The organism is Eubacterium sp. AF16-48 (genome assembly GCF_003479405.1).
Taxonomy (GTDB): Bacteria; Bacillota; Clostridia; order Lachnospirales; family Lachnospiraceae; genus Eubacterium_G; species Eubacterium_G segne.
The window spans coordinates 268,406-283,795 of sequence record NZ_QUHB01000001.1; the positions used below are offsets into that span (position 1 = coordinate 268,406).

At 34.2% G+C, this 15,390-nt stretch carries 15 protein-coding genes; all 15 read left to right on the forward strand.

Translation table 11 applies throughout. The annotated features are described in order from the left end of the window. Window positions 1–80: 80 nt before the first annotated feature. The 15 genes from DWW68_RS01190 to hisD all read left to right on the forward strand — a co-directional run bounded on the left by DWW68_RS01190 (window position 81) and on the right by hisD (window position 15,386). A complete protein-coding gene (locus DWW68_RS01190) occupies window positions 81–434 on the forward strand; it encodes a zf-HC2 domain-containing protein (RefSeq protein WP_021953011.1) in 354 nt (117 codons plus the stop codon). Between the two features lie 13 nt (window positions 435–447). Then, entirely contained in the window at window positions 448–3,096 is a 2,649-nt protein-coding gene (gene polA, locus DWW68_RS01195) for a DNA polymerase I (RefSeq protein ID WP_118588590.1), read from the forward strand. A 19-nt stretch (window positions 3,097–3,115) separates the two neighbouring features. Further along, window positions 3,116–3,694, forward strand: coding sequence for a dephospho-CoA kinase (coaE, locus tag DWW68_RS01200; protein WP_158576780.1), 579 nt, complete (start codon window positions 3,116–3,118; stop codon window positions 3,692–3,694). A gap of 167 nt (window positions 3,695–3,861) precedes the next feature. Next, window positions 3,862–4,350, forward strand: a complete 489-nt coding sequence (locus DWW68_RS01205; RefSeq protein ID WP_118588592.1) for a MarR family transcriptional regulator — start codon at window positions 3,862–3,864, stop codon at window positions 4,348–4,350. After that, complete coding sequence (locus DWW68_RS01210) at window positions 4,343–6,127, forward strand: ABC transporter ATP-binding protein (RefSeq protein ID WP_118588593.1); 1,785 nt, start codon at window positions 4,343–4,345, stop codon at window positions 6,125–6,127. The genes DWW68_RS01205 and DWW68_RS01210 overlap by 8 nt, the downstream gene beginning before the upstream one ends. Then, entirely contained in the window at window positions 6,127–8,049 is a 1,923-nt protein-coding gene (locus DWW68_RS01215) for an ABC transporter ATP-binding protein (protein ID WP_118588594.1), read from the forward strand. The genes DWW68_RS01210 and DWW68_RS01215 overlap by 1 nt, the downstream gene beginning before the upstream one ends. A gap of 58 nt (window positions 8,050–8,107) precedes the next feature. Further along, window positions 8,108–8,947: a M23 family metallopeptidase gene (locus tag DWW68_RS01220; RefSeq protein ID WP_243052977.1), complete on the forward strand. Its 840-nt coding sequence runs from the start codon at window positions 8,108–8,110 to the stop codon at window positions 8,945–8,947. A 68-nt stretch (window positions 8,948–9,015) separates the two neighbouring features. Further along, window positions 9,016–9,387 (forward strand): RidA family protein, encoded by a 372-nt coding sequence (locus DWW68_RS01225; RefSeq protein WP_186840408.1) that lies wholly within the window; start codon window positions 9,016–9,018, stop codon window positions 9,385–9,387. A 16-nt stretch (window positions 9,388–9,403) separates the two neighbouring features. Further along, window positions 9,404–9,835 carry a hypothetical protein gene (locus tag DWW68_RS01230; protein WP_021953019.1) on the forward strand — a complete coding sequence of 144 codons (432 nt, stop codon included), beginning with the start codon at window positions 9,404–9,406 and terminating at the stop codon, window positions 9,833–9,835. A gap of 16 nt (window positions 9,836–9,851) precedes the next feature. Then, a complete protein-coding gene (locus tag DWW68_RS01235; protein WP_118588596.1) occupies window positions 9,852–10,553 on the forward strand; it encodes a pseudouridine synthase in 702 nt (233 codons plus the stop codon). A gap of 18 nt (window positions 10,554–10,571) precedes the next feature. Continuing rightward, a complete protein-coding gene (locus tag DWW68_RS01240) occupies window positions 10,572–11,561 on the forward strand; it encodes an RluA family pseudouridine synthase (protein WP_118588597.1) in 990 nt (329 codons plus the stop codon). Then, window positions 11,562–12,092 carry a Holliday junction resolvase RecU gene (locus tag DWW68_RS01245; protein ID WP_021953022.1) on the forward strand — a complete coding sequence of 177 codons (531 nt, stop codon included), beginning with the start codon at window positions 11,562–11,564 and terminating at the stop codon, window positions 12,090–12,092. Window positions 12,093–12,207: 115 nt separating this feature from the next. After that, window positions 12,208–13,413 (forward strand): ATP phosphoribosyltransferase regulatory subunit, encoded by a 1,206-nt coding sequence (gene hisZ, locus DWW68_RS01250; RefSeq protein ID WP_118588598.1) that lies wholly within the window; start codon window positions 12,208–12,210, stop codon window positions 13,411–13,413. 8 nt (window positions 13,414–13,421) lie between these two features. After that, window positions 13,422–14,063: an ATP phosphoribosyltransferase gene (gene hisG, locus DWW68_RS01255; RefSeq protein WP_021953024.1), complete on the forward strand. Its 642-nt coding sequence runs from the start codon at window positions 13,422–13,424 to the stop codon at window positions 14,061–14,063. 9 nt (window positions 14,064–14,072) lie between these two features. Then, the gene (hisD, locus tag DWW68_RS01260) at window positions 14,073–15,386 is read left to right on the forward strand and encodes a histidinol dehydrogenase (RefSeq protein ID WP_021953025.1); all 1,314 of its coding nucleotides are present in this window, start codon (window positions 14,073–14,075) and stop codon (window positions 15,384–15,386) included. Window positions 15,387–15,390: the final 4 nt, after the last annotated feature.

Sequence of the window (15,390 nt, forward strand, 5' to 3'; positions counted from 1 at the left end):
AATAAAATGCCTGTTTACATTTATTGTGTATTTGGTAAAATAATAGCAGTATAATGACGTGAAAAAACAGGTGAATTTATATGGATTGTACAAGATTTCAGGAATTGATAAATGATTTTATTTTCGATAAAATTGATTATTCTGACGATTTAAAAGAATTTTTAGAACATGCAAAAACATGTAAAAGTTGTAACGAAGAGCTTTCTCTTTACTATACCATCCACAGAGGTTTAGGTGATATACCTGCGCCGGAAGGCAGTGAAGAAGGCGCTGATACCGAAGAGGAATTAGACAATATCAAAAGCTTTTATGATGAATACTTTCAACGTCAGAAAACAATGAAAAAAGCCGGAAAAATATCCATAATCATTTTTCTTTTTATGATTTGTTGTACAATTCTTTTTGTTTATTTAAACGAAAATGGCTATATTTAAATTTGGAGGCATAATGAGTAAATTAGTATTAGTTGACGGACACAGCATATTAAACAGGGCATTCTACGGAGTACCTCTTTTTACCAATTCAGAAGGATTACACACCAATGCAGTATTTGGTTTCTTAAATATATTATTTAAATTAATTGATGATGAAAAGCCTGATTATCTGGCTATAGCTTTTGATGTACACCAGCCTACATTCAGACATGAAATGTTTAAGGATTACAAAGGCACAAGAAAGCCTATGCTTCCTGAACTTAGAGAACAGGTACCGGTTATTAAGGAATTACTGCACAAAATGAATATAACAACCATAGAGTTGCCGGGATTTGAAGCTGATGATGTTATTGGAACCATGTCCAAAATAGGGGAAGATGCAGGAATGGATGTATGTGTATTTTCAGGAGACAGGGATTTGCTTCAGCTAGCCTCTGACAAAGTTATGATATGCATCCCTAAAACAAAAAAGGGACAGACTACCGTTGAAAAATATAAAACAGAAGAAGTAAAAGAGCTTTATAAGGTTACTCCTGTTGAATTTATTGATGTTAAGGCATTGATGGGAGATTCTTCCGATAATATACCGGGGGTTCCGGGAATTGGCGAAAAGGGTGCCACAAACATTATTGAACAGTTTGGTTCTATTGAAAATGCCTATGAGCACGCAGAAGAAATCAGTAACAAGCGTAATAAAACTGCGTTATTAGAGCATTACGACATGGCACAAATGAGTAAGGTTCTTGCCACAATTAACAGGAAATCACCTGTTGAAACTAAGATTGAGGATTGTGTATTTGAAGATATATACACTGCCGATGCATTAGATATGATAAAACACCTGGAATTTAAAAGCATGATTCCGAGATTTTCAGGAGTTACCTTAGAAAACAAATATGAGGATTCCTTTGTTAAAATTTCCCAGCCTGATAAAGCTGAAGAATTATTTAATAACCTTAAATCTGCAGATAAAATAGGACTTTATATTTATGGAAACAATGACATTACAGGTATTTCCATATGTAAAGAAGATGATGCAGTTTACTTTTTACCTGTTTTTGGACTTATTACTAAAGAATATCTTATATTCCATATCAGGGATATTGTAAATTCCAATTGCATAATTTCTGTTGCCAATATAAAAGAAAATAACGATATATTTAATAAAACTATTTTAGAAAATGACGAAAATTCTAATCTTTTTGATGTGGAAATAGCGGCATACCTTATTAATCCTTTATCTAACACATATCTTTACGACGATATTGCAAGGGATTATTTAGGAATTACATTACCGTCTATGGAAGAAATTTTTCCTAAAGTAAAAAAAGGTGAGGTATCACCTTATGAAATAGAAGAAAACGTTATTAATTATTGCTGCTACAATGCCCTTGTAAATTATAAGGCTTATGATGTTTTAAAGTCAAAGCTAATTGAAACAGATATGTGGGATGTATATAGCAATATTGAAATTCCATTAACTTATGCCTTATATTCTATGGAAAAGTGCGGAATTATGATTAAACCGGAAGAACTAAAGGAATATGGCAACAGATTAAACGGAGACATTAAAATTCTTGAAAAGGAAATATATGACGAAGCAGGTCATGATTTTAATATTAATTCCCCTAAACAGTTAGGAGAAATTCTTTTTGGAGAAATGGGTCTTCCCGGTGGTAAGAAAACCAAAACAGGATATTCTACCTCAGCATCAGTTCTTGAGAAATTAGAGCCGGAGTATCCTTTTGTAAGAAAGATTCTTGAATACAGACAGCTTACAAAGCTTAAATCCACATATGCTGATGGTTTGGCAGTGTATATTGGAGACGACAGCCGTATTCACGGTAAATTTAATCAAACCATAACAGCCACAGGAAGAATCAGTTCCACTGAGCCTAATCTTCAAAACATTCCTGTAAGAATGGCTTTAGGACGGGAAATAAGAAAAGTCTTTGTTCCAAAGGATGATTGTGTATTTTTAGATGCAGATTATTCTCAGATTGAACTTAGAATCCTTGCCCATATGTCTGATGATGAAAATTTAATTGAAGCCTACAGAGAATCAAAAGACATACACGCGGCAACGGCATCTTTGGTATTTCATGTGCCTTTAGATGAAGTTACAAAGACCCAGCGTAGCAATGCCAAAGCAGTTAATTTTGGTATTGTATACGGAATCAGTTCCTTTGGCTTAAGTCAGGATTTGTCAATCAGCAAAAAAGAGGCTGAAAAATATATTGATGACTACTTTAAAAGTTATCCGGGAATTAAGAACTATCTGGATAATTCAGTTAAGGAAGCAAAGGAAAAGGGATATTCAACTACCATGTTCGGAAGAAGAAGACCTATTCCTGAATTAAAAGCCGGAAATTTTATGCAGAGACAATTTGGCGAACGTGTGGCAATGAATTCACCTATTCAGGGAACTGCTGCGGATATTATGAAAATTGCCATGATTAACGTGGAAAGAGAATTAAGGAAGAACAACCTTAAATCAAGAATTGTTTTACAGGTTCACGATGAACTTCTAGTAGAAACATACAAAGATGAAATTTCCACGGTACAGGATATTTTGGTTAAAAACATGGAAGGCGCAGCAAATTTACATGTTCCTTTGGATGTTGATGTTAAAGAGGGCAACAATTGGGACGAGGCACATTAACTACAGAAAGAAGAAACATATGATTATTGGAATAATTGGAGGTGTAGGAAGTGGTAAATCCACTGTTCTTGACTACCTTGAAGAAAAATATAATGCCAACATTATCAAGTCAGATTTAGTGGCAAAAGATATTATGACACCGGGTCATAAGGTATACCATAAAGTTTTAAGTACCTTTCCTGAAGTAAATGATAATGGTAATATTGACAGGACAAAATTGGCTGAAATAGTATTTAATGACAAGGATAAATTAGACCTGTTAAACAGCATAACCCATCCGGGAACAATTGATGAAATTAACCGTTTAATTGATATATCAAAATCTGATGTTACGGTAGTTGAGTCAGCCATCCTTATAGGCTCAGGCATTGAAAAACGATGTCATGAGCTTTGGTTTGTTTACTGTGAAAGGGAAGAACGGATAAGAAGACTTATTAGTTCAAGAGGATATTCAAGACAAAAGGCAATTGATATAATAAACAGTCAGCCGGATGATGATGAGTACAATTTCTATGCCGATGAATATATTGATAATTCCTCAACTCCTTCATCCACAATGGAGCAAATTGATTTAATTATGAATAGGGAAATTTGTTAATTTTTTTGTTGACTAATTTTCTTATAAGAGTTAAGATATGTAGCGTGCTACATATCTTTTTTGAGTAGGAATATAAATGACTAAAATTCATTTTTAGGATGCGTCCTACCAATTGCCAACACCCACGGTAGAGGCACTACCATATTCATATTATTTAAGGAGGAAATATGGATGAACATTTTGGACCAATCATAAAAAGGATTGATCAGTTATTTAAAATCAGAATGAATCAGAATTTACAGCAGCTAGATATAACTGCAACACAAATGCACGTTTTATTGCATCTGCATTGTAACAGTGGCAATAAAATAACCCAGAAGGATTTAGCAAATCATTTTGAAGTCAAACATTCAACAATGGCAGGAATCCTTAGTCGTCTTAGTGAAAAAAGCCTTATTGAAATAACAGTGGATGAAGAAAACAAAAAATTTAAAAATATCACTCTCACAAACAAAGCAATGGAAAAAATTGAATTAATGACATCACAAAGGGATGAAACAGAATCCATTTTGTTAAAAGGCTTTTCATCAGATGAAACTACAAGACTTCGTGCATATCTTGAAAGATTATATAGTAATTTAGTAAGTGGCACAGATATATCTGAACAGGATATTTGCTGTCTGAAAAAAGAATTTGAGAGGAGAAACCATGATTAGAACACTGGGAAAACATATTAAAGGTTATATTACGGCATCAATATTGACACCTCTGTGTATGTTAGCGGAAGTTGTAGTGGAAAATTTCATTCCATTGCTAATGTCTGTTATTATTGATTCCATAGGAACCGGAGATTTAAAGAAAATTTACATTACATCAGCCATAATGCTTTTACTTGCCCTTGCAGGTCTCATTACCGGTTTTGGTGGCGGAGTATTCGGTGCTAAGGCTTCAACAGGCTTTGCCAAAAACTTAAGAAAAGCAATGTTTGCAAATATTCAGACATTTAGTTTTTCAAACATTGATAAATTCAGCACCGCAGGTCTTGTTACAAGACTTACAACGGATGTAACCAATATTCAAAATGCTTATCAGATGATACTTAGAATGGCAGTAAGAGCACCTTTTAGCCTTATTGTTGCCATGATTATGGCATTTTCCGTATCACCTAAAATGGCAAGTGTTTATCTTATAGCAGTTATTATTTTAGGTATTATCCTTGCATTTATTACCGGTGGTGCATTTAAGTATTTCAGTCAGGTATTTAAAAAATACGATGAATTAAATGAAAGTGTACAGGAAAACGTAACTGCCATGCGTGTCGTAAAGGCATATGTAAGAGAAGATTACGAGAGAAAGAAATTCAGCAAGGCAAGCTATAACGTATATAAAATGTTTATAAAGGCTGAGGGAATTGTTTCCCTTAATGCCCCTATTATGATGACTACAGTTTATTCATGTATATTGATAATCAGCTGGCTTAGTGCCCAGGCAATTGTGGCAGGTGGAAATCTTCCTCCAAATCTTACCACAGGAAACTTAACATCTCTTCTTGCATACTGCATGAATATACTTATGAGTCTTATGATGCTTTCAATGGTATTTGTTATGATTACCATGAGTTTATCCAGTGGTAAACGTATTGCAGAGGTTTTAAATGAAAAGGCAGATATTGTTAATCCGACAAATCCTGATTACGATGTACCTGACGGAAGCATTACATTTAAAAATGTTAATTTCAGATACAATCAAACCAGTGAAAAGCCTATTCTTGAAAATATTAATATTCATATTAATTCCGGTGAAACAATAGGAATTATGGGAGGAACAGGTAGTGCCAAATCAAGCTTTGTTAATCTTATTAGCAGATTGTATGATATAGAGCCACCTGCAGATGAAAACACCGAAAGTTATCTTTTAGTAGGTGGAAAAGATGTAAAAAGCTATGACCTTGATACCTTGAGACAGGAAGTTAGTGTTGTATTACAAAAGAACGTTCTCTTTTCAGGAAGTATTTTGGATAATTTAAGATGGGGTGATCCTAATGCCACTGAAGAGGAATGTATAAGAGCCTGCAAATTAGCATGTGCAGATGAATTTATTGAAAAAATGCCTGACAAATATAACACCCACATTGAACAGGGTGGAGCTAATGTATCAGGTGGCCAGAAACAACGACTTTGTATTGCCCGCGCATTACTTAAAAAGCCTAAAATTCTTATTTTAGATGACAGCACCAGTGCAGTTGATACTTTAACAGACAGCAGGATAAGAAAGGCATTTAAAGAAGAAATACCTGATACAACTAAAATTATTATTGCCCAGAGAATATCAAGTATTATGGATGCAGACAGAATTATTGTTTTAGATGACGGAAAGATAAATGGTATCGGAACCCATAATGAACTTCTTGAAAATAATGAGATTTACAGAGAAGTTTATATGCAGCAGTCTAACGACAATGGTGATTTTGACAAGAAAGGAGGGGAAGCATAATGGCTCAGGCAAAAGTTGTAAAAGGGCCCGGAAGAAGAAATATGGGACCAAGACAAAAAATTGATCATCCTTTCAAAATATTGGGACAGATAATTAAATTTGTTGGAAAGTATTATGGAGTACACCTTGTTATAGTTTTACTTTGTATTATAGGAAGTGTTTTCGCCAATGTTCAGGGAACATGGTTTATGAAGGCTTTAGTTGATGACTACATTCTCCCTATGGTTAAAACCGGAAGTACGGATTTCGCACCTTTAGTGGGAGCTATGACCAAAGTTGCCGGCTTTTATGTTATAGGTATTCTTACATCACTTATACAGGCGGAACTTATGGTTTTTGTAACCCAGGGTACCCTTAAACACTTAAGGGATGCCATGTTTGACCACATGCAGGGACTTCCAATTAAATATTTTGACACTCACTCCCATGGAGATATTATGTCCATGTATACTAATGACATTGATACATTAAGACAGTTTATAAGTCAGTCTTTCCCTCAAATGTTAAACAGTGCCATTACTATTGTAAGTGTTCTTGCATGTATGTTTGCATTAAGTATTCCTCTTACAATTATTACATTAATTATGATTGCTTTAATATCTTTTGTATCAAAGAAATTAACCGGTCTTTCAGGACGTTATTTTCTTTCCCAGCAAAAGGATATTGGTGCAGTAAACGGCTATATAGAGGAAATGATGGAAGGACAGAAAGTTGTTAAGGTTTTCTGCCATGAGAATCAGGCCATTGATGAATTTAACGAATTAAACGAAAAGTTATATCATTCAGCAAATAATGCCAATAAATTTGCCAATGTTATGGGGCCTTGTAATGCACAGCTTTCCAATGTAAGTTATGTATTATGTGCCTGTATAGGTGCAGTTCTTGCCATTAACGGAATAGCAGGATTTACCATGACTCCCGGAAAGCTCATTACCTTTTTAACATATAATAAGCAGTTTGCCCAGCCAATTAATCAGATAACAATGCAGATGAACAGTATTGTTATGGCATTAGCAGGAGCTGACAGAATCTTTAAACTGTTAGCCGAAAAGCCTGAAACTGACGAAGGTTATGTTACATTGGTACGTTCAAAATATGAAAAAGGTGAAATTGTAGAATGTAGCGAAAGAACAGGAACCTGGGCATGGAAGCATTATCATAAAGAAGACGGCACCACAACTTATGTTCCTATGAAAGGTGAAATTGTTTTTGACGGTGTTGATTTTGGCTACAATGATGACAAAATTGTTCTTCATGATGTAAAGCTTTATGCTAATCCGGGACAGAAGCTTGCCTTTGTTGGTTCTACCGGTGCCGGCAAAACAACCATAACTAATTTAATTAACAGATTTTATGATATTCAGGATGGTAAAATCAGATATGACGGAATTAACATAAACAAAATTAAAAAGGCAGATTTAAGACGCTCTCTTGGAATTGTACTTCAGGATACTCATTTATTCTCTGCCACAGTTATGGAAAATATCCGTTATGGTAATCTAGATGCTACAGATGAAGAAATAATTGCGGCAGCAAAGCTTGCCAATGCTGACAGCTTCATTAGAAGACTTCCTGATGGATATAACACAATGCTTATAGGAGATGGTGGTAATTTATCTCAGGGACAGCGTCAGTTGTTAGCCATAGCCAGAGCAGCAGTTGCTAATCCACCGGCATTAATTCTTGACGAGGCTACGTCCTCCATAGATACAAGAACAGAACGTATAGTTCAGGAAGGAATGGATGCATTAATGAAAGGAAGAACTACCTTTGTTATTGCCCATAGATTATCAACCATCAAAAACAGCGACTGTATTATGGTTCTTGAAAACGGAAGAATTATTGAGAGAGGAAACCATGATGAATTAATGGCGCAAAAGGGAACCTATTATCGTCTCCAAACAGGAAGCAGTCAAAGTTAAAAGTTTTATTTTAATACTTTGCGGCATATATTAGTAAAAAATATATGCCGCTTATTTTATGAAGAAAACTTATTGTATCTTTTTAATTTTAGTTTTATCTGTTTTAAATAATTATATATTTTCAGAGATTTTTTCCGCTTACTATGATATTACCGTAAATATTGTAGAATCTGAAAAATTCAGAAATAATAACATTTCAGAAAAAGCTATTACAAATGCTGCTGAAATCGCATCTAATGAGAAATGCACCTTGTCAGATATTCTTACACCCCTTTACGTTTTTAATAACTGCTCCATAAGTAATTTTAGCGAAACCTACAAAGATATTAAAAATATGAAAAAGCAATTTGTCTTTTCACATCCTTACGAATATAAGGAATGCAGTAAAGCCTTAGCTGCAATATATAATGACATTAAGTTTTTTCCTGTTTTAAAAAGCAATTCTTCTGACTACTGGGTTTCATATGATAATTCCTATGGTGCGGACAGAAATTATAATGGCAAATACAAACATGAAGGTATTGATATTATGGCTGAAAATAATGTTAGCGGATACTACCCGGTAATCAGCGTTACTGATGGAGTTGTGGAAAACATGGGTTGGCTTGAAAAGGGAGGATACCGGGTTGGCATAAGAAGTAATTCCTCCGGTTATTTTTATTATGCCCATTTAAGCAGCTACGCAGGGATAAAAAAGGGAGATAAAATTAAAGCCGGAACATTGCTGGGATATATGGGAGATACCGGTTACGGAAAAGTAGAAGGAACTTCCGGGAATTTTGCCGTTCATCTTCATTTTGGAATATATATTGCCACAAAAAATTATTCAGAGCTTAGTGTTAATCCCTATACGGTTTTAAAATACCTTGAGACTAAAACCCTTGCTGCCGATTATTAACTCTTGTAATAACAACTTTAAAAGTGTAAAATATATAAGAATATTGACTAGAAAGAAGGTACAAAATTATGAATAAAATAAGTACAAACAAAGCTCCGGCAGCTATCGGACCATACTCACAGGCAGTTAAAACAGGAAATCTTTTATTTACATCAGGACAGATTGCCCTTGACCCTGCAACAGGTGAAATCGTAGGTGCAACCATTACCGAGCAGACAGAACAGGTAATGAAGAATTTAGGAGCAATTCTTGAAGAAGCAGGTGTTACATACGAAAATGCCGTAAAAACAGTTTGTTTTTTAGCTGATATGAATGACTTTGCTACATTTAATGAAATCTACGGAAAATATTTTACAGGAAAACCTGCAAGAAGCTGTGTGGCAGTTAAAACCCTTCCAAAGAATGTATTGTGTGAAGTAGAAGTAATTGCAGAAATTTAAAAATTAGGAGTACAATATGACAAAGGATTATATGTTTAACAATAACTTAGAAATATCGTCTTTTAACGGAGAAGGCTACCTTCCCCTTATTGATTTTGAAAGCTGGCGTGTTGCTGAGCTTAGATATTGTGAAGAATTAGAAGTGGATAAACTAAAGGATATGCAAAAGCATAATGAATCTGACGAAGTGTTTATCTTACTAAATGGAGATTTTACTTTGTTTTTAGGTGGACAAGGTTCTGAAATCGGTAAAATAGAAGCCATAAAACTTGAGCCCTTAAAGCTTTACAATGTAAAAAAAGGTACATTTCACACCCACACCCCTGAAAAAAACTGTACTGTTCTTATTGTTGAAAATAGGAATACCTGCGATGATAATTCACCAAAGGTCAAACTTACCAAAGAACAGAAAAAAGTTATTGAAACTCTTTACAGGGATTTAAATTAATTTTGCGAGGTTTTTAATGAGATTAGACAAATACCTTACAAATCAGGGAATCGGTTCAAGAAGTCAGGTTAAGGCATTGATAAAATCAAAAAAAGTATTTGTGAATAATGTTTTGGAAAATAAACCTGAAAGACATATTGACGAAAATAATGATATAGTTTCCCTTGACGGAGTAAACTTAGAATATAACAAATTTTACTATTATATGTTAAACAAACCTCCGGGAGTCCTTACGGCAGTAAAGGATAATAATTACAAAACCGTTATGGATATTATGGATGTAACTCCTAAAGAAGGACTTTTCCCGGTTGGTCGTTTAGATAAGGATACCGAAGGGTTGTTACTAATTACTAATGACGGTGAATTATCCCACAATCTGTTATCTCCCAAAAAACATGTAAATAAAACATATTACGTGGAATTAAACGGTGAATTAATAGACAGCGATATAGATTTGTTTGCTAAAGGACTGGATATTGGTGAAAAAAATATTACTAAACCTGCTAAGTTAGAGATTCTTTCTGGTAGAAACAGGGCATATATAACCATAACTGAAGGAAAATATCATCAGGTTAAGCGAATGTTTCAGGCAATTGGTCTTACAGTTACATTCCTAAAAAGAATTTCCATGGGTTCTCTTATATTGGATAAAAACTTAAAGTCCGGAGGATACAGGAAACTAACTGAAGAAGAAATTAGCAACTTAAAATCAAACTAAAACAATAGGTAAGAATGTATGCAGGAAATTATTATTGGCAAAAATGAAGTCGGACAGCGATTTGATAAGTTTCTTTTTAAATTTTTCAAAGAAGCACCGGGAAGTTTCATTTATAAAATGCTTCGTAAAAAAAATATAGTTTTAAATAACAAAAAAGCTAATGGTAAAGAGAAATTAAATATTAACGACAGTGTGAAAATCTATATGACAGATGACACCATTGATAAGTTTACAGGGAAAGGAAACAGCAGTGTTTTAACTCTTCCCCATTTTTCATTAGATGTTGTATATGAAGATGAAAATATTATCATTGTAAATAAGCCATCAGGAATTTTAAGCCAAAAAGCCCAAAAAGACGACATTTCAATTAATGAATATATTATTTCGTACCTTGTTGAAACTAAAAGTCTGTCGGCTACCCAACTAAAGACCTTTAAACCGGGAGTCTGTAACCGTCTTGACCGCAATACCAGCGGATTAATTATATCCGGAAAATCTTTAATCGGGCTACAGACAATGTCTGAAATTATAAAAAAACGTTCCATGGACAAGTTTTATTTAACACTGGTTTCAGGTTACCTTGATAAAACCACAACTATAAAGGGTTATTTAAAAAAAGACAAAAAAACTAACAAGGTTACTATTTCAAACAAAGAAACACCTGATGGAAAGTATATTGAAACAAAGTATGAGCCTATTGGTTTTGGAGAAAACCTTACATTATTAAAAGTAAAACTTGTAACAGGACGCGCCCACCAGATACGTGCCCATTTATCTTCAATTGGTCACGGAATCATTGGTGATTACAAATATGGAAATAAAAAAATTAATGATATATACAAAGAAAAATACGGATTAAAGGATCAGCTTCTACATTCATGGATAATGAGTTTTCCCGAAATCAAAGGAGCTTTATGTGATTTATCCCAGCAAACGATAAAGGCAGCTGTTCCTGAAATTTTCAAAAAAATAATTGATGAAAATATTCAAACACCAACGGAGGTTTAAATGGGAACATGGTCGTCAAGAGGGCTTCGTGGCTCAACCCTTGAAGATATGATAAATATGACAAATGAACACTACAGACAGCAGAAGCTTGCATTAATTCAGAAAATTCCCACACCCATTACTCCTGTTGAAATTGACCAAAGCACAAGGCATATTACATTGGCATATTTTGAGAAGCAAAGTACCGTTGATTACATAGGAGCCGTACAGGGAATACCTGTTTGTTTTGATGCAAAGGAATGTGCCGTTAAAACCTTTCCTATAATGAACATTCATGAACATCAGGTTAAATTCATGGAAGATTTTGAAAAACAGGGTGGAATTTCCTTTATTCTGTTATTTTTTAGTAGTTTAAATGAAACTTACTATATACCCTTTAAAGATATCAAATTTTTCTATGAAAGAAGCTTAAACGGTGGCAGGAAAAGTTTTACATATGATGAAATAGATAAAAATTACAAAATTAATTCCACATCAGGAGCTGTTGTTCATTATCTTGAAGGAATAAAAAGAGATTTACAAAACAGATAATCCAAATATTGACAAGAAATGTAAATTAGTGTAATATGATTTCATTCTGATAATAAGGTAGTGAATTACTACTTTAATTCGTTAAAGCGATTGACTAAATATTTTAGGAGGTACTATGGAAAAGGTATTATTACATACACCGGTGGGAGTCAGGGACATTTACAGTAAGGAATGTGCCATAAAAATGACAGTTGAAAACAAAATAAACAATTTATTTAATTTATATGGATTTCATAATATTCAAACACCAACCTTTGAATTTTTTGATATATTTAGTAAGGAGAGAGGATCTGTTGCCTCTAAAAATATGTACAAGTTTTTTGACAGGGAAGGAAACACTCTTGTATTAAGACCTGACGTTACTCCTTCCATTGCAAGACTTGCAGCAAAGTATTATATGGATGTTAATGTTCCAATTAAATTGTGCTACAATGCCAACACATACATTAACAATTCCGAACTTCAGGGAAAGTTAAAAGAAATTACACAGCTTGGCTGTGAGCTGATAAATGATGATTCCGTAGAGGCGGATGCAGAAATGATTGCCTTAGTTGTGGAATCCTTAAAAGCCGCTGGATTAGAGGAGTTTTTAGTTGAAATCGGTCATGTGGATTTCTATAACGGAATACTTCAGGACTGTGGTTTGGATGCAGAAACGGAAAATGAAATTAATAACTACATTCAAAACAAAAATGATTTTGGTGTTGAAGAAATTTTAAACCGTGAGGGTGTAACAGGTGAAGCAAAGGAAGCAATGCTTAAATTACCGGAGCTGTTTGGTTCTGTGGAAGTATTAGATAAGGCACAGCAGCTCACTTCAAATAAAACTGCTTTAGATGCCATTAAGCGTCTTAAATCCCTTTATTCTATTTTAGAAGATTATGGGGTATCAAAATATATAAGCTTTGATTTAGGTACATCCAGCAATTACGGATACTATACCGGAATTATTTTTAAAGGATATACCTATGGAACCGGCGACAAAATCGTTGCGGGAGGCCGATATGACAAATTACTGTCACAGTTTGGAAAAAATGCAGCTTCCATTGGTTTTGCCATTTATATGGACCAGATAATGGTAGCATTAAATGCCAAATCATATACCGGAAAAACCGATTATGAATATCAGGTTATTATATATGAACCGGCATTTAGAAAATCTGCACTATCTTTAGCAGAGGTTTTAAGAAATAACGGCATAAAAACAGAGCTTATTCCAAAAAAGCCGGATATTGCCATTGAGGAATACGTTAATTTCAAGAAAGAGGACGGTGCATCAAAGATTACATATGTTTCTAATGATGGTGCCGTGGAATTGTAGGTGACAACATGAGATATTTAACATTTGCATTAGCTAAAGGACGTCTGGCAAAAACAGCCATGAAAATGTTTGAAGATATTGGGATTGAATGTGAGGAGATGAAAGATGAAAAAACACGAAAGCTTATTTTTGTAAATGAAGATTTAAAGCTTCGCTTTTTCCTTGCCAAGGCAAGTGATGTTCCAACTTATGTGGAATACGGTGCTGCCGATATTGGAATTGTAGGAAAAGACACAATTTTAGAAGAAGACAGAAAATTATATGAAGTACTTGATTTAGGATTTGGAAAGTGCCGCATGTGTGTATGTGGTCCTAAATCTGCCAGGGAGCTTTTAAAAGACCACGAAATGATACGTGTGGCTTCAAAGTATCCCAAAATTGCAAAGGATTATTTCTATAACAAAAAATATCAGACTGTTGAAATAATTAAATTAAACGGTTCTGTTGAGTTAGCTCCTATTGTAGGTTTATCAGAGGTTATTGTTGATATTGTGGAAACAGGAACTACCTTAAAAGAAAACGGTCTTGAAGTATTAGAAGAAGTTTGTCCATTATCAGCCAGAATGGTAGTAAATCAGGTAAGCATGAAAATGGAAGACGAACGAATCAGAAAAATTATTTCAGATTTAAAGCAAAATATAAATCTTTAGGAGGCAACCATGAGAATAGTTAAATTAGATGACACATCAAAAAAGAATATTTTAAACGACCTTTTAAAAAGGAGCCCAAATAATTATGATAAATATGCCGACAGTGTAAATGAAATCCTTCAAAATGTTAAGGAAAACGGTAACAAGGCATTATTTGATTACACATTAAAATTTGACAAAGCTGACATTTCAGCAGAAAACATTAAAGTTACTAAGGAAGAAATTGAAGAAGCTTATAATTCTTTAGAAAACCCTGAATTAGTGGATATTATTAAAAAATCCCTAAAAAATATTAAAGACTATCATGAAAAACAAAAGCAGTACAGCTGGTTTGATTCCAAAACAGATGGTTCAATTTTAGGTCAGAAGGTTACTGCCTTAGCCCGTGTTGGTGTTTATGTACCGGGAGGTAAGGCTGCTTATCCGTCATCTGTACTTATGAACGTTATTCCGGCAAAGGTTGCAGGGGTAGATGAAATAGTTATGGTTACACCTCCGGGAAAGGATGGAAAAGTTAATCCTAATACATTAGTTGCAGCTAACGAAGCAGGAGTAGATGTAATATATAAAGTAGGCGGTGCTCAGGCAATTGCAGCTCTTGCTTACGGAACCGAATCCATCAAGAAAGTAGACAAGATTGTAGGACCGGGAAATATTTACGTAGCCCTTGCCAAAAAAGCTGTTTTTGGTTATGTAAGCATTGATTCTGTTGCAGGTCCAAGTGAAATAATGGTTATAGCTGATGAAAGTGCCAATCCACGATATGTGGCTGCTGATCTTTTATCTCAGGCAGAACATGACGAACTTGCTTCAGCTATTTTAGTAACTACCAGCACTGAACTTGCTAATGAAGTTTCAAAGTGGGTTGACTTCTTTGTTTCAAAATTAAAAAGAAATGAAATTTTAACTAAATCATTAGAAAATTACGGATATATACTTGTTGCAGATAATATGGAAGATGTGATAGATATCGCTAATGAAATTGCATCTGAGCATTTAGAGATTTTAACAACAAATCCATTTGACACAATGACAAGAGTTAGAAATGCAGGAGCTATTTTCCTTGGAGAATACAGTTCCGAACCTCTTGGAGACTATTTTGCAGGTCCAAACCACGTACTTCCAACTAATGGTACGGCAAAATTCTTCTCACCACTTAGTGTTGATGATTTCATAAAAAAATCAAGCATAATCAGTTTTTCAAGAGAAGCCCTTATGCCTCTTAGTGATGATATTCAAAAATTTGCCAAGGCTGAAGGACTTACAGCTCATGCTAACTCCATAAGAGTAAGATTTGAGGAAGATGACAACAACTGTCAGTAAAAGG